This window comes from Allosphingosinicella sp. (assembly GCF_046295735.1).
Classification (GTDB): Bacteria; Pseudomonadota; Alphaproteobacteria; order Sphingomonadales; family Sphingomonadaceae; genus Allosphingosinicella.
In genome coordinates, this window is the sequence record NZ_JBKBMQ010000005.1 from 7,563 (window position 1) to 22,610 (window position 15,048).

16 protein-coding genes are annotated in these 15,048 nt (G+C 68.5%); 13 read left to right on the top strand and 3 right to left on the bottom strand.

Annotated features, from left to right (window positions below; all coding sequences use genetic code 11):
• Nucleotides 1–1,565, bottom strand: a 1,565-nt coding sequence (locus ACK4K7_RS05835) for a M20/M25/M40 family metallo-hydrolase (protein ID WP_431864292.1), incomplete at its 3' end; no start/stop codon positions are given.
• 86 nt (nucleotides 1,566–1,651) lie between these two features.
• Here ACK4K7_RS05835 and ACK4K7_RS05840 point away from each other — a divergent pair.
• The 7 genes from ACK4K7_RS05840 (at nucleotide 1,652) to ACK4K7_RS05870 (ending at nucleotide 7,128) form a co-directional block, all read left to right on the top strand.
• The gene (locus ACK4K7_RS05840) at nucleotides 1,652–2,680 is read left to right on the top strand and encodes an aspartate-semialdehyde dehydrogenase (protein WP_431864583.1); all 1,029 of its coding nucleotides are present in this window, start codon (nucleotides 1,652–1,654) and stop codon (nucleotides 2,678–2,680) included.
• 31 nt (nucleotides 2,681–2,711) lie between these two features.
• The gene (locus ACK4K7_RS05845; RefSeq protein WP_431864294.1) at nucleotides 2,712–2,957 is read left to right on the top strand and encodes a FitA-like ribbon-helix-helix domain-containing protein; all 246 of its coding nucleotides are present in this window, start codon (nucleotides 2,712–2,714) and stop codon (nucleotides 2,955–2,957) included.
• Nucleotides 2,957–3,373 carry a type II toxin-antitoxin system VapC family toxin gene (locus ACK4K7_RS05850; RefSeq protein ID WP_431864295.1) on the top strand — a complete coding sequence of 139 codons (417 nt, stop codon included), beginning with the start codon at nucleotides 2,957–2,959 and terminating at the stop codon, nucleotides 3,371–3,373. The genes ACK4K7_RS05845 and ACK4K7_RS05850 overlap by 1 nt, the downstream gene beginning before the upstream one ends.
• Nucleotides 3,366–3,815: a GFA family protein gene (locus tag ACK4K7_RS05855; protein ID WP_431864297.1), complete on the top strand. Its 450-nt coding sequence runs from the start codon at nucleotides 3,366–3,368 to the stop codon at nucleotides 3,813–3,815. Before ACK4K7_RS05850 ends, ACK4K7_RS05855 begins: the two co-directional genes overlap by 8 nt.
• Nucleotides 3,790–4,548 carry an alpha/beta fold hydrolase gene (locus ACK4K7_RS05860; RefSeq protein ID WP_431864299.1) on the top strand — a complete coding sequence of 253 codons (759 nt, stop codon included), beginning with the start codon at nucleotides 3,790–3,792 and terminating at the stop codon, nucleotides 4,546–4,548. Before ACK4K7_RS05855 ends, ACK4K7_RS05860 begins: the two co-directional genes overlap by 26 nt.
• A gap of 61 nt (nucleotides 4,549–4,609) precedes the next feature.
• Complete coding sequence (locus ACK4K7_RS05865; RefSeq protein WP_431864300.1) at nucleotides 4,610–6,460, top strand: M2 family metallopeptidase; 1,851 nt, start codon at nucleotides 4,610–4,612, stop codon at nucleotides 6,458–6,460.
• Nucleotides 6,461–6,588: 128 nt separating this feature from the next.
• Nucleotides 6,589–7,128, top strand: coding sequence for a YbjN domain-containing protein (locus tag ACK4K7_RS05870; protein WP_431864301.1), 540 nt, complete (start codon nucleotides 6,589–6,591; stop codon nucleotides 7,126–7,128).
• A gap of 16 nt (nucleotides 7,129–7,144) precedes the next feature.
• On the opposite strand, the gene ACK4K7_RS05875 is transcribed toward ACK4K7_RS05870, so the two are convergent.
• Both ACK4K7_RS05875 and ACK4K7_RS05880 read right to left on the bottom strand, forming a co-directional pair.
• Complete coding sequence (locus ACK4K7_RS05875) at nucleotides 7,145–7,459, bottom strand: hypothetical protein (RefSeq protein WP_431864302.1); 315 nt, start codon at nucleotides 7,457–7,459, stop codon at nucleotides 7,145–7,147.
• Between the two features lie 138 nt (nucleotides 7,460–7,597).
• Complete coding sequence (locus ACK4K7_RS05880; RefSeq protein WP_431864304.1) at nucleotides 7,598–8,080, bottom strand: peroxiredoxin; 483 nt, start codon at nucleotides 8,078–8,080, stop codon at nucleotides 7,598–7,600.
• A gap of 125 nt (nucleotides 8,081–8,205) precedes the next feature.
• Between ACK4K7_RS05880 and ACK4K7_RS05885 the strand changes: the two genes are divergently transcribed.
• The 6 genes from ACK4K7_RS05885 (at nucleotide 8,206) to ACK4K7_RS05910 (ending at nucleotide 15,020) form a co-directional block, all read left to right on the top strand.
• Entirely contained in the window at nucleotides 8,206–8,766 is a 561-nt protein-coding gene (locus ACK4K7_RS05885; protein ID WP_431864306.1) for a YqgE/AlgH family protein, read from the top strand.
• A gap of 100 nt (nucleotides 8,767–8,866) precedes the next feature.
• Nucleotides 8,867–10,279, top strand: coding sequence for an adenosylhomocysteinase (gene ahcY / locus ACK4K7_RS05890; RefSeq protein ID WP_431864308.1), 1,413 nt, complete (start codon nucleotides 8,867–8,869; stop codon nucleotides 10,277–10,279).
• 178 nt (nucleotides 10,280–10,457) lie between these two features.
• Nucleotides 10,458–12,830, top strand: coding sequence for an ATP-binding protein (locus tag ACK4K7_RS05895; RefSeq protein WP_431864310.1), 2,373 nt, complete (start codon nucleotides 10,458–10,460; stop codon nucleotides 12,828–12,830).
• A complete protein-coding gene (gene tsaE / locus ACK4K7_RS05900) occupies nucleotides 12,827–13,270 on the top strand; it encodes a tRNA (adenosine(37)-N6)-threonylcarbamoyltransferase complex ATPase subunit type 1 TsaE (RefSeq protein ID WP_431864312.1) in 444 nt (147 codons plus the stop codon). The genes ACK4K7_RS05895 and tsaE overlap by 4 nt, the downstream gene beginning before the upstream one ends.
• Nucleotides 13,267–14,259 (top strand): aminoglycoside phosphotransferase family protein, encoded by a 993-nt coding sequence (locus tag ACK4K7_RS05905; protein WP_431864585.1) that lies wholly within the window; start codon nucleotides 13,267–13,269, stop codon nucleotides 14,257–14,259. The genes tsaE and ACK4K7_RS05905 overlap by 4 nt, the downstream gene beginning before the upstream one ends.
• The gene (locus ACK4K7_RS05910; protein WP_431864314.1) at nucleotides 14,256–15,020 is read left to right on the top strand and encodes a nucleotidyltransferase family protein; all 765 of its coding nucleotides are present in this window, start codon (nucleotides 14,256–14,258) and stop codon (nucleotides 15,018–15,020) included. The genes ACK4K7_RS05905 and ACK4K7_RS05910 overlap by 4 nt, the downstream gene beginning before the upstream one ends.
• Nucleotides 15,021–15,048 lie beyond the last annotated feature (28 nt).

Sequence of the window (15,048 nt, forward strand, 5' to 3'; positions counted from 1 at the left end):
GGCACTTCGAGCAGCAGCGCCTTGAGTTCGATCAGAACGGGAAGAAGGATGAGCGCGGCGAGCGGGGCGAACATCCAGGCGCTGCGGTGGAAAAGCAGCACCTCGACGAGTTCGAGCAGCGGCGCGAACAGCAGGAAGAGGATGAGGGCCGACAGCGCCGCGCCGACCCGCTCCGCTCCCGGCACCCACCGCACCGCGAGCAGGCCGATAGCGAGGGGCAGCGGCGGAATCAGGAACAGGATGGCGGCGCCCGGCGCGATCAGGGTAAGGACCGCGCCGAGCGCCAGGACGTAGAACCAGTAAGCGGTGCGAAGCTGCACCGCGGCGAGCCGCCCGCCGAGCCAGAGCAAGGCGGGAAGCGCCGCCGCGAGCGCGCTCAATTGCAATGCGATGCCCACCGCTACGGGATAGGCCCGAAAGAAGTCTCCGCCGCGGACCAGGCCGACCGCTCCCTGGCCGAGCCAGGTCAATGCCGCGGCCCCCGCCAGAGCCGCGAGGAGCGTGAGCCCCGCGCGGCCGAGGCCCGCCCGTCGCCAGCCGTACCAGGCGAAGAGGAGCAGCAGCAGCCCGAGCAGCACGAAGCCGACCATCGCGGGCAGCACGACCAGATGGCGACCGAGAATGTCGGTGTAGATCCGCTCGCCCGAGGCCGCGACGGGAGCGCCGGCGGCCAGGCTTTCGACCACCGCCGCGCCCTGGTCTCCCATATGCTGGAGGCTCGCCAGGCTGAAGGCGGCAAGATCGTCGCCCGGGCTGTGATAGCGGGTCTCGTTCCCGATCACGGCGAAGTTCAGGATCGTATAGGGCCGCTCCTCGAACACCGCGACGTCGGTCGAATTGGGGATCATCTTGTAGAAATCGGTGGTGAGCGAATTGGCGACGGGCCGGCGCGCGCTCCGCGCGAAATGCGCGATCGCCTCGGCATTGGGCTTGCTCGTTTCGAACATGATCGCCGGACCTTCGGTCCCGCGCGCCTCGAAATTGACGATCGCCCCGACCTCGGCCGCGAGTGGATTGCGCGCCATGAAGGCGCGGGCGCCGATCAGTCCCGCTTCCTCGCCGTCGGTGAACAGAAAGGTGACCGGCCGCGTAAGGGGCTGGCCGCGCAGCCGCTCGGCCGTTTCGAGCAGGGTCGCCACGCCGATGCCGGCATCGGTCGCGCCCGCCCCGGCGATGGCGCTGTCATAATGAGCGACGGCCATGACGTGCCGCCCCTCCGCCGGGCCGATCGTCGCCCAGACGTTCACCACCCGCGCGCAGCTGACCGCGGGCATGAACGGGCTGCTGTTGCAGGCGAGGTCGTCGCTCGTGTGGGGCTGCAGCCCGACGGCGCGCATCTCGGCGAAGAGCCGCTCGCGCACGGCGTCGTTGGCGGCGCTGTCCACCGGGTGCGGCGCCTCGTCGCCCAGGATCCGGGCGAGCCGGTCGAAGGCACGGAGCGCGTCGAACGCGTCCTGCGCGGTTTCGGCTCTCAGCGCCGGCGCGCCGACCATCAGTGGCCGCGCCGCCAGCGCGCCCATCAGCAGGGCCAGCACGGCCGCGACGATCCAGGCTTTGCTTTTCATCTTGTCCCCCGTCCCGCACACGCCATATCGCGGTTCCGCGGCGCGCGCGAGAGGCGCGGCGCCGCTTTGCCAATTGGAGAATGGACATGGGCTATCGGGTGGTCGTGGTCGGCGCGACCGGCAATGTCGGGCGCGAGATGCTGAACATCCTGGCCGAACGCGAATTTCCGGCGGACGAGGTGGCGGTGGTGGCCTCCGCCCGGTCCACCGGCGACGAGATCGACTTCGGCGACACGGGCCGGGCGCTACGGGTCAAGAATATCGAGCATTTCGATTTCGAGGGCTGGGACATGGCGCTGTTCGCGGCAGGGTCCGAAGCGTCGCGCCTATACGCCCCCAGGGCGGCCGCCGCGGGCTGCACCGTCATCGACAACAGCTCGCTCTACCGCATGGACCCCGACGTGCCGCTGATCGTGCCGGAGGTGAACGCCCATGCCATCGACGGCTACCGGGCGAAGAACATCATCGCCAACCCCAATTGCTCGACCGCGCAGATGGTGGTGGCGCTGAAGCCGCTCCACGACGTCGCCCGCATCAAGCGGGTCGTGGTCGCGACCTACCAGTCCGTCTCCGGCGCCGGCAAAACCGGCATGGACGAGCTGTTCGAGCAGAGCCGCAACATCTTCGTCGGCGACGCCAACGAGCCGGCCTTCTTCACCAAGCAGATCGCCTTCAACGTCATTCCGCACATCGACAGCTTCCTCGACGACGGTTCGACCAAGGAGGAATGGAAGATGGTGGTCGAAACCAAGAAGATCCTGGACCCGAAGATCAAGGTAACGGCGACCTGCGTCCGCGTGCCGGTCTTCGTCGGCCATTCGGAAGCGATCAACATCGAGTTCGAGGAAGAGCTGTCGGCCGAACGGGCGCAGGAGATCTTGCGCGAGGCGCCCGGCGTGATGCTCGTCGACAAGCGCGAGGACGGCGGTTACGTGACGCCGGTCGAATGCGTCGGCGAATATGCGACCTATGTGAGCCGAGTTCGCGAGGACCCGACGGTCGAGAACGGCCTCAACCTGTGGTGCGTCTCTGACAATCTGAGGAAGGGCGCGGCGCTGAACGCGGTGCAGATCGCCGAACTGCTCGGACGAAGGCACCTCCGGAAGGCCGCTTGAGCCGGCGATAGCATTTTGCTATCATCCGGCCGTGGCCCAGGCACTGATCCGCAATATCGATGAGGAACTGCTCGCCGACTACAAGGCGGCGGCAGAGGCGAACAAGCGCTCGCTCGAGGCCGAGCTGCGTGAGGCGCTGAGGCGGGCCCGGCCGCTCAGCCCCGAACGGCGCGACGAGGTGCTGGCCCGCTTCGCGGCGATCCGCGCGATGACGCCGGATGTGCCGCAGACTCCGGCGGAGCAACTGGTCCGGGAAGACCGCGACCACGGGCACTGATGCTGGTCCTCGATACGAGCGTCGCGCTCAAATGGGTGGTCGGTGAGGAAGGGGCCGATGCCGCGGCCGAACTGATTGAGCGCGCACTGGTGGCGCCCGATCTTTTTCAGGCGGAAGTCGGCAACGCGCTCGCGAAGAAGGTGAGGACCCGCGAGATCACCCTCGATCAGGCGCGCGGCGCTTATCAGGAGATAGAGGCACGGGTTTCGCTGCTTCCATCGCCGATCTACGGTTCGCAGGCGTTCGCGATGGGGCTCGCGCTCCGCCACTCCGTCTACGACTGCTACTTCCTTGCCGCTGCCTATATGCAGGGCTGGCCGATGGTCACTGCGGACCGCGTTTTCGCCGGCAAGGTGCGCGGCAGCCAATACGCTCCGATGCTGTTCCTGCTCGGCGAGGAGATACCCGATGGCTGAAACGATGACCGGCGGCTGCGCGCGCGGGCGGATCCGCTACACGGCGCGCCCCGACAGCGACGAGGCCTATCTGTGCCACTGCCGGATGTGCCAGCGCGCGACCGGCAGCGTCTCGATTCCCTTCAAGACGTTGCGGAAGGCGGACGTCGCCTGGGCGCGGGAGCCGGACTGGTATCAAAGCTCGCCGTTCGCGCGGCGGCCGTTCTGCCGGGAATGCGGCGCATCGCTCGGCTTTCAATATCCGGAAAGCGACAAGACGGACCTCACCGTCGCCTCGTTCGACGACCCGTCCCGCTTCCGCCCGACCGCGCATTTCGCGGCGGAGAGCATGCATTGCGCCTGGATCGACACGTCGGGCCTTCCCGAGACGCGAAGCGAGGACTACCAGCCGCTGGTGGACAGATGGATGAACAGCGTTGGCAAGCTCCCCGACCAGACATAGCTTCACCGCCCTCGACGGCACCGAGATCGCGTGGCACGAACTGGGGGAGGGGCGCGCGGTCCTGCTCCTCCACGGCCTGTTCTCGGACGCCGACACCAACTGGCTGAAGTTCGGCCATGCCGCCGAAATCGCCGCCCGGGGCATGCGGGTGATCATGCCCGATCTGCGCGCCCATGGGCACAGCGCCCGGCCACACGATCCGGCCGCCTATCCGCCCGACATCCTCGCCCAAGACGGTCTCGCGCTGATCCGGCATCTCGGCCTTAGCACCTACGATCTCGGCGGCTATTCGCTCGGCGGGCGCACCTCGGTGCGGATGGTGGCGATGGGCGCGCGCCCCGAGCGGCTGATCGTCGCCGGAATGGGGCTGCAGGGCCTGCTCGAAACGGGGCGGCGCGCGGCCCATTTCAAGAAGATCCTGCGCGGCCTCGGCACGCACGAGCGCGGCTCGCCCGAATGGATGGCCGAGGCTTTCCTGAAGACCACCGGCGGCGACCCCGACGCGCTGCTACCGCTGCTCGACAGCTTCGTCGACACGAGCGAGGAGGAATTGCGCGCCATCGCCATGCCGACCTTGGTCGTCTCCGGCGCGGACGACAGGGACAACGGCTCGTCCGAAGCATTGGCCGATCTCCTCCCGCAGGGCCGCTATGTCGAAGTGCCCGGCAACCATATGAGCGCCGTCATCAAGCCCGAGCTCGGCCGCGCCATCGCCGACTTCCTCGCATCTTGACCGGCGGGCAAGCCGGGGTCCAAAGACCCCGCACCGGAACGAAACCAAGAGGATGCGCCCGATGAAAGCCAAGGTTTCCCTCCTCGCCGTCGCCGCCGCTCTGCTCTCGGCCGGCTGCACCACGGCCACCGCCCAGACCGCCGCCGCGCCCGCCGCCCGCACCGCCCAGGCCCCTGCGACTGCCGCCGAAGCCGACGCCTTCGTCGAGCAGGCCGAACGCGAATTGTCCGAATTCTCGGTGCTGAGCGCCCGCGCCGCCTGGGTGAACCAGACCTACATCACCGAAGACACCGACGCCCTCACTACCCATTTCGGAACGATCGGCACCGAAATGCAGGTGCGCCTCGCCAACGAGGCCGCGCGCTTCCAGAACGTTCCGGGCCTCAGCTACGACACTCGCCGCAAGCTCGACATCCTGAGGAGCGGCATCGTCCTGCCCGCGCCCACGCGTCCCGGTGCCGCCGGCGAGCTCAACGAAATCTCGACGCGGCTCCAGTCGCTCTACGGCCGCGGCCGCGCCACCATGGCGGGCGAGGAGCTGACCGGCAACGAGACCGAAGCGCGGATGGGCACGGTCCGCAACCCCGAGCATCTGCGCGAGATGTGGACGACCTGGCACGACAATGTCGGCGCGCCGATGCGGCAGGATTATGTGCGCATGACCGGCCTCTCCAACGAGGGCGCGCGCGAGCTGGGCTTCGCCGACACCGGCGCGATGTGGCGCTCGCTCTACGACATGCCGCCCGACGAGTTCGCCGCGCTGACGGACCAGCTGTGGGGCCAGGTGAAGCCGCTCTACGACGAGCTTCACTGCTTCACCCGCGCCGGCCTCAACCGCCATTATGGGGACCAGGTGCAGCCCGCGACCGGGCCGATCCAGGCGCATCTGCTCGGCAATCTGTGGGCGCAGGCCTGGGGCAACGTGTTCGATCTCGTCGCGCCTCAGCAGTCCGGCGGCCAGGCCTATGATCTGACCGAACTGCTCGTCCGGAACGAATATACGCCGGAGCGTATCGTCCGCCAGGGCGAGGCCTTCTTCAGCTCGCTCGGCTTCGCGCCGCTGCCCGAGACTTTCTGGCAGCGCTCGATGATCACCCAGCCGCGCGACCGCGAGGTCGTCTGCCACGCATCGGCCTGGAACGTCGACAATGTCGAGGATCTGCGCATCAAGATGTGCACGCGGGTCAACGCCACCGACTTCGTGACCGTGCACCACGAGCTTGGCCACAATTATTACCAGCGCGCCTACAACCAGCAGCCCTTCCTCTACCTCAACAGCGCCAATGACGGCTTCCACGAAGCGGTGGGCGATCTCATCGCCTTGTCGGTGACGCCGGAATATTTGGTCCAGGTCGGCCTGCTGAACCAGAACCAGCTGCCCACCCCCGAGCAGGACCGGATGCTGCTTCTGCGTCAGGCGCTGGATTCGATCGCCTTCCTTCCCTTCGGTCTGCTCGTCGACCGGTGGCGCTGGGGAGTCTTCTCCGGCGAAATCCCGGAAAACGAGATGAACGCCGCCTGGAACCGGCTGCGGCTCCAATATCAGGGCATCGTACCGCCGGTGGAGCGCACCGAGGCGCATTTCGACGCGGCCGCCAAATATCACATCCCGGCCAGCGTCCCCTACACGCGCTACTTCCTGGCCCGCATTCTCCAGTTCCAATTCTACGAGGCGGCGTGCCGGCAGGCGGGCTGGACCGGGCCGCTTCACCGCTGCTCCTTCTACGGCAACCGCGAGGTCGGGCAGCGGCTGAACGCGATGCTCGAAATGGGCGCCTCGCGGCCGTGGCCGGACGCGCTCGAAGCCTTTACCGGCCAGCGCGAGATGTCGGGCGAGGCGATGATCGCTTATTTCCAGCCGCTCCTCACCTGGCTGCGCGAGCAGAATCGCGGGCGTCAGTGCGGCTGGTGACGCGGCCGGGCAGCGCTCGCCCCGGCTGGCGCACGGCCCGTCGAACATGGGCGGCGCGCGCCTGAAGCCCTGTTAGAGGCGGGGGCGGGCAGGGGATGCCCGTTCCCGTCAGCTTCCGGAGGCACGCCATGCGAGCGGCAGTGATCGCGCTTTTCTTCCTGACCCCCGCCGCGGCGGCCGCGCAAGTGGCGCCCCCGCAGTGGAATCCGCGCGCGCCGGAAAACAACCAACTCCTCCCCAGCTTCAACTTCGCGACGGTCGAGCCTGTGCTGACCGCGATCGGGGCCAGGCACCAGCGCGCCGGCACGCCGGACCGACCCGCGCTCAACGTCATCTTCCCGAACAACCGGCGGGCGGTGATCGCCTTCGGCAATTGCGAGCGCGGCGGCAGCGTATGCAAGGCGCTCAGCATCCAGTCGATCTGGAACCTGCCGGCCGGGGTCCCTCCGGAACGCGCCGCGCAAGGCATCCAGAATTTCAACCACCGCTATGCCTTTTCGAAGGCCTTCCAGACGAACGACGGCCGCCCGGCGCTGCAGCGTTACCTCACCGCCGATTACGGCTTCGTGCGCGGCAATCTGGCGGTAAATCTGCTGGTGTTCGCCAACCAGGCGGAGCGCTTCGCCGCGGAAGTGATGCGGCCGCTGGAACAGCCGGCAAGGCGCTGATCCGGGCCGGGCCGGCTCAGCCGGGCACGCTCGGCTCGGTCGGCGCGGAGGGGACCGCCGGCTCCTTCGGGGGCGTCTCCGCCTTCGCGTCCAATTTCGCGCGTCCGCCGCAGCCCAGTTCGGTCGCCGTGAGCGCGTTCTTCATCACCGCATTGAGCGGCGCGCCGTCGCCGTCCGTCTGCCCGTCTCCGCCGCGGGCGTAGCGGCGGGCGCCCCACACGGCCCCCGCCGCCGCGGCGGCCGCGCCGCCGATCAGCGCGGCGGTCAACGCGTGATTGGGCCGGGCCGGCGTGTGGCTCGCGCCGCCACGCCCGTCCTGATGCTGAGACATGATCGATTCTCCCCTTCCAAGGTTTCGCAACTCCAGCGCTTCAATGCGCGAGCGGCGGGGAAGGGGGCGGCAGGCGCGCCGAACGGAGGCGCGGCGGAGGCGGGACGCCGTCGCCCGGCGCCCGCCTCCGCATCTGGCTCAAAGCTGGCTGATCATATGATCGGCGCTCGACACGGAAAACGCTCCCGGCTCCTCGACGTTCAACTCCTTCACGACGCCGTCCTCGACGATCGCCGACCAGCGTTGGCCGCGAAGTCCCATGCCGAAGCGCGAACCGTCCATGGTGAGGCCGATCGCGCGGGCGAAATCGCCGTTGCCGTCCGCGAGCATCGTCACCTTGCCTTCGGCACCGGCCTGCTGCGCCCAGGCCTGGAGAACGAAGGCGTCATTGACGGCGGTGCATGCGACCTCGTCCACGCCCTTCGCCTTCATCTCCTCGGCCTTATCGACGAAGCCCGGCAGGTGGCGGGCCGAGCAGGTCGGCGTGAAGGCGCCCGGCACGGAAAACAGCGCGACCTTGCGGCCGCCGAAAAACTCCTCGGTTGAAACGGGCTCCGGCCCGTCGGCCGTTGCCTTGACGAGGTTCGCCTGGGGAATGCGGTCGCCGACGCCGATGGTCATGTCCTGGTCCTTTCAGGTTGGAAGATCTGTGCCGCGCTCTAGCAAGCCGCGGCGGCGCTTGAACAGCCTCGCCGTCGCCGTCCTCGCGGTTGCCGCCACCGGGACGGGGGGCCTATAGCGGACGCATGGATGCCCCGCCTTTCTTGTCCGGCCAGTTCCTGCTCGCGATGCCGGGCATCGGCGACCCGCGGTTCGAGAAGGCGGTGATCGCGATGTGCGTCCATGACGAAAACGGCGCGCTGGGTATCGGGCTCGGACGCGTCGTGCCGCGGATCGGCTTTCACGACCTGCTGCGGCAGCTCGGCATCGAGGTGGGCGTCGCGCCCGACGCGCCGATCCATCTCGGCGGACCCGTCGAGCCGCAGCGCGGCTTTCTCATCCACTCCTGCGACTGGGGCGGGCAGGAAAGCGTCGACGTGGCGGGGCGGTGGAAGCTTAGCGCCACGCTCGACATCCTGAAGGCGATCGCGGAAGGACGCGGCCCGACCCGCTGGGTGGCGGCGCTCGGCTATGCCGGCTGGGGCGCCGGCCAGCTGGAGGAGGAGATGACCCGCCACGGCTGGTTCGCGACGCCCGGCGACGAGGACCTGCTCTATCGCTGCGACGTGGCGGAGCGCTGGAGCGCCGGCTTCCGAAGCGCCGGCATCGACCCCCGCCTCCTCGCGACGGAGAGCGGCACGGCCTGAGCCCTTTCTGACCACATATAAAGATATCTTTATATTTGCATCTTGGGCCTCCTTCGGTTAGGGCGGCGCCATCTTTCCAGACAGATTTGAGGAGTTTTCCGTGGCGACCCAGGCCCAGACCCCGTTCAACGACTATGTGATCCACGACATCGATCTTGCCGGCTTCGGCCGCAAGGAGATTGAGATCGCCGAGACCGAAATGCCGGGCCTGATGGCGTTGCGCGAGGAGTTCGGCGCATCGCAGCCGCTGAAGGGCGCGCGCATCGTCGGTTCGCTCCACATGACGATCCAGACCGCGGTGCTGATCGAGACGCTGACCGCGCTCGGCGCCGAAGTGCGCTGGGCCTCGTGCAACATCTTTTCCACCCAGGACCATGCCGCCGCCGCGATCGCCGCGACCGGCGTTCCCGTCTTCGCCGTCAAGGGCGAGACGCTGGAGGAATATTGGGACTATGTCGTGCGCATCTTCGACTGGGGCCGCGACCAGACCTGCAACATGATCCTCGACGACGGCGGCGACGCCACCATGTTCGCCCTGTGGGGCGCACGGGTCGAGGCCGGCGAGGAACTGTTCGCGCCGACCAACGAGGAAGAGGAAATCTTCGTCGCCACGCTGAAGCGCTTCCTGGCCGAGCGGCCGGGCTATCTCACCAAGACGGTCGAGACGATCAAGGGCGTGTCGGAGGAGACCACCACGGGCGTTCACCGCCTCTATGAACTTGCCAAGAAGGGCAAGCTTCCCTTCCCGGCGATCAACGTCAACGACAGCGTCACCAAGTCGAAGTTCGACAATCTCTACGGCTGCAAGGAATCGCTGGTCGACGCCATCCGCCGCGCCACCGACGTGATGCTGGCCGGCAAGGTCGCCGTGGTCGCCGGCTTCGGCGACGTCGGCAAGGGCTCGGCCGCTTCGCTTCGCAACGGCGGCGCCCGCGTGCTCGTCACCGAAATCGACCCGATCTGCGCGCTGCAGGCGGCGATGGAAGGCTATGAGGTCGTGACGATGGAGGAGGCCGCCACCCGCGCCGACATCTTCGTCACCGCCACCGGCAATGCCGACGTCATCACGCTCGACCATATGCGGGCGATGAAGAACATGGCGATCGTCTGCAACATCGGCCATTTCGACAGCGAGATCCAGATCGGCGCGCTGTCGAACATGAAGTGGACCGAGATCAAGCCGCAGGTCGACGAAGTCGAATTCCCGGACGGCAAGAAGATCATCGTGCTCGCCAAGGGCCGGCTTGTGAACCTCGGCTGCGCCACCGGCCATCCGAGCTTCGTGATGAGCTCCAGCTTCACCAACCAGGTGCTGGCGCAGATCGAGCTGTGGACCAAGTCCGACCAGTACAAGAACGACGTCTACGTCCTGCCCAAGCATCTCGACGAGAAGGTCGCCGCGCTCCACCTCGAGAAGCTGGGCGTCAAGCTCAGCAAGCTCAGCCAGAAGCAGGCCGATTATATCGGCGTGCCGGTGGAAGGTCCGTTCAAGCCGGAACATTACCGCTACTGATCGCGACGCCTGCCGGCGCCCCCCGAGAAGGGAGCGCCGGCGGTTGTTGCGCCGGCCGCATCGGCGACCGTATATGCTTCCGGCGCTTTTGGCCGCTTCCGTTGGCGCGCCGGGGGGCCTAAGAACCGCTCATGTTCGCTGGCGCGGTGCGTGAAGTCTCGGGAAAGTGGGGAGGGCGGTGATCGCGCTCTCACCGCATGCGCTCGCGGCGCTCGGCCTTGTGGCGGGCCTGTGGCTGGCCTTCGCGCTTTGGGCGACGCTCGGCGCGCGGCGGCGCGTCGCCGAGGCGGAAGCGGCCGCGGAAGATGCGCGGCGGGCGGCGGCGCTGATCGACGCGAGCCCCGCAATGCCGCTGCTGATCGAGCCTGGAGGCGCGCTGCAGGGCTCCGGCCGCCTGGCGGGCGCGCTCGGCATCGCCGAGCTTCCGGGCGAATGGGACGCCCTGCTTCGATCCGACTGCCTTTCGCCCGCCGACGCCGAGGCGCTGCGCGAGGACGTGGCGCGGGCCGCCGCGTCCGGCGGCCGGTTCGAACGTGCGCTGCGCCCCGCGGGTTCGACCCGCGTGCTGCGGATCGACGCCATGCCCGCGCCCGCGCCCGCAGCGCCGGGTGCGATGCTCCTGTGGTTCTTCGACGAGACCGAGAGCGAGGAGCAGGCGGCCGCGCTCCGGGCCCGGCTGGAACGGCATGGCGCCGCGCTCGACGCGCTTTCCGCCCTGATCGAAGCGGCGCCGTTCCCGATGTGGCACCGCGGCCCCGATTTGCGGCTCGCCATGGTGAACAGCGCCTATGTCGCCGCCGTCGAGGCGGAAGATGCCGGCGAGGTCGTTCGCGAGGGCATCGAACTGGTCGACGAGGCCGAGGGTCCCGAGCGCGAAGCCGCCGCGGTGCGGGCACAGGGCGAACTCGCGCAACGCACCGTCCCCGCCACCATCGCGGGCGAGCGCCGGACGATGCAGATCGTGGAAGTGCCGCTCGGACCCGGCGGCGTCGCCGGCTATGCGATTGATGTCGAGGACCAGGAACAGGCGCGGGCGGAGCTCGCCCGTTTCGTGCGCGCCCAGCGCGACATGCTCGACCGCCTGTCCGCCGGCGTCGCCCAGTTCGGCCGCGACCGCAGTCTCATCTTCTTCAACCAGCCCTTCGCCCGTTTGTTCTCGCTGTCCGCCGATCTGCTCGGCGACCGCCCGGAATTCGACCGGGTGATCGAGGCGATGCGCGAGCAAGGCAACCTGCCCGAAGTGCGCGACTTCCCCGACTGGAAGGAGGAGCGTCGCCGCTGGTTCACCTCCGGCCTCGCGGCGGACGAGGAGGATTGGCTGCTGCCGTCCGGCAAGCATCTGCGGGTGGTCGCGCAGCCGCTCCCGGACGGCGGCCTGCTCGTCATTTTCGAGGATCGCACCGAGCAGATCCGGCTCGCCTCCGCGCGCGACACCCTGCTGCGGGTGCGCACCGCCACGTTCGACAATCTGTTCGAGGCGATCGGCGTGTTCGCGTCGGACGGGCGGCTCCACCTCTGGAACAACCGTTTTCGCGAGCTTTGGGAATTCGAGGAGGAGCAGCTTGCCAAGCATCCGCGCGTCGACAGCCTGACCGGGCATCTGGCGCGCAAGCTCAGGAACCCCAACCATGCCGGGCTGGTGCGGGAACTGGTCCGCAGCGCGACCATCGAGCGCAAGCAGCGCAGCGGCCGGGTGTCGCTGACCGACGGGCGCGAATTCGAGTTCGCGGCCGTGCCGCTCCCCGACGGCAATGCGCTTTTCACCATGCTCGACATCACGGCGAGCAAGACCGTCGAGGCCGCGCTTCGGGAACGCAACGAGGCGCTGGAGGATGCCGACCGGCTGAAGACCGCCTTCGTCTCCAACATGAGCTACGAGCTGCGCACGCCGCTCACCTCGATCGGCGGTTTCGCCGAGATGCTGGAGGGCGGCTATGCGGGCGACCTCCCGCCGACCGCCGCCGAATATGTCGCGGCGATCCTCGACAGCGTCGCCCGCCTGTCGGCGCTGATCGACAACGTTCTCGATCTCACCCAGAGCGATGTCGGGAGCCTGCTCCTCGCCGAGGAGGAGATCGATCTCGCGGAGCTGTGCCGGGAGACGGGCGAGTCGTTCCGGGCGCAGGCGGAGGAGAAGGAGATCGACTTCGCGATTGAACTGACCGAGCAGGCGGGTCGGGTGACGGGCGACCGCAGCCGTCTGCGCCAGTCGCTCGGCAACGTCCTTCGCAATGCGCTCGCCTTCACCGATCCTGGCGGCCGCGTCCTGCTTCATGCGGACGGATCGGCGGGGGAGGCCGCGGTGACGGTTTCGGACAACGGACGCGGCATCGCCCCGGAGGATCAGGCGCGGGTCTTCGATCGCTTCCACCGCACGGCGGATGCCGGCGCGGGCGACGCGCAGCTCGGTCTCGGTCTGCCGCTCGCCCGGCAGTTCGTCGAGGCGCATGGCGGCACGATCGATCTCCAGTCCGAGCCGGGGCAGGGCACCACCGTCACCATTCGCCTGCCGAGGCGCGAGGCGGCGCGGCAGACCTCCGCCGCGGCATGATCCGTCTCGCCGACCCGGAGGCGACCGAGAGGTTCGGCGCGGCCCTCGCGGCGCGGCTTCGGGCCGGCGACGTGATCGCGCTGCACGGCGATCTCGGTGCCGGTAAGACCACGCTGAGCCGCGGCATCCTGCGCGGCCTGGGCTTCGATGGGGACGTTGCGAGCCCCACCTTTCCGATCGTCCAGGCCTATGAGCCGCCGGACCTGCGTCTCCCGCTCTGGCATGTCGACCTCTACCGGATCGAGGATCCGGAGGAGATCGAGGAACTGGCGCTCGGCGATGCGCGCGCCGACGCCGCTTTGGTAATCGAGTGGCCGGAACGGCTGCCGCGGCTCTGGCCGGAAACGCTCCGGATCCGGCTGGAGGCGGAGCCGGGCGGTGCCCGCGCCTTGACAGCCGAGGTGCCGGCGGCTTGGGAGGAACGATGGCCGCCCCAATGATTCCGCCTTCCCACGCGCCCCGGTTCCTCGCCCTAAACGGTTGGGAAGGCGCGCGGATTCTTCCGCTCGCGGGGGACGCATCCTTCCGCCGCTACTTCCGCGTGGTGAAGGACGGCGCGCGCGCGGTGCTGATGGACGCGCCGCCCGAGCATGAGGATGTCGGGCCGTTCATGCGCATTGCCGGCCATCTGATCGAGCGCGGCTTCGCGCCCCCGTGCATCCTGGCCGCGGATGTGGCCGGCGGCCTGCTGCTGCTGGAGGATTTCGGCGATGATCGCGTCGGGCCGCTGCTTCAGCGGGAGCCGGGGCGGGAGCGGGACATCTACGAGGCGGCGATCGACATCCTCGCCGACCTGCATCGGGAGCCCGCGCCTCGCGACCTCGATCCCTATGGCGAAGAAGCGATGACGCGCGAGGTCGGCCTGCTGACCGAATGGTATGCGCCCGCGGTCGGGGTCGCTCCGGACGAGGGCGCCTGGCTCGAGGCCTGGCGGAGCGTGTGGGGTGGGATCCTCGAAACCGTGAACCGTCGGCCTGTGCTGGTGCTGCGCGACTATCATGCCGACAATCTGATGGTGCTGGACGATCCGCGGCGGCTGGGGCTGCTCGATTTCCAGGACGCGCTCGCCGGCCACCCGGCGTACGACCTCGTCTCGCTGCTTCAGGACGCGCGGCGGGACGTTTCTGAGGAGCTCGAGGAGGCGATGATCGCCCGCTATCTGGACAAGGCGAAGGTGGAGGATGCCGCGCGCTTCCGCGCGGACTATGAAATTCTCGGCGCGCAGCGGAATTCGAAAATCCTCGGCATCTTCACGCGCCTGTGGAGGCGCGACGGCAAGGCGCACTACACCGCGTTCCAGCCGAGGGTCTGGTCCTATCTCGAGCGCAATCTCGCCCATCCGGCGCTCGCGCCGGTGAGAGGCTGGTTCGACGCGCATATCGGACCGGACAAGAGGGCGGCGGCCTGGCAGACGGACGCCGCCGCATGAGCCGCTACAAGGCACCGCTGGCGCTTCGGCCAGATCCGGATGTGCGGCTTCCGGAGGTGGCGATGGTGCTCGCCGCCGGCCTCGGCAAGCGGATGCGTCCGCTTACCGCCACCCGCCCGAAGCCGCTGGTCGAGGTCGCGGGACAGACCTTGCTCGACCATTGCCTGGACCGGCTGCGCGCGGCGGGCGTGTGCAAGGCGGTGGTCAACGTCCATTATCTGGCGGACGCGCTCGAGGCGCATCTCAGAAACCGTGTTCAAGGCATTGAAATCGCGATATCAGACGAGCGCGATCTTCTATTGGAGACCGGCGGAGGCCTGGCCAGGGCGCTGCCCCTGATCGACGCCGATCCGTTCCTGGTCGTCAATTCCGACAATATCTGGATCGACGGCCCGGTCGATACGCTCCGCCTGCTCGCCGCGCATTGGGACGACGCGCGGATGGACGCGCTGCTGCTGCTGGTGCCGCTGGCCCGCGCCCATTGCCATGCGGGCCAGGGCGATTTCCACATGGACCCGATGGGGCGCCTGCGCCGCCGCAAAGCGGGAACGGTGGCGCCGTTCGTCTATACGGGCGTCATGATGGTCGCCAAGCGGCTGTTCGACGGGGACATTCCAGAAGGTCCCTTCTCGCTCAACCTGTTGTGGGACCGGGCGATCGCCGCCGGGCGCTGCTTCGGCGCGGTGCATCAGGGGCTGTGGTTCGACGTCGGCGCGCCGGCCAACATCCACAAGACCGAGGCAATCCTGAGCGGCGCCTGATCGCTCGACTTGGCGAGGGCCGCACGGC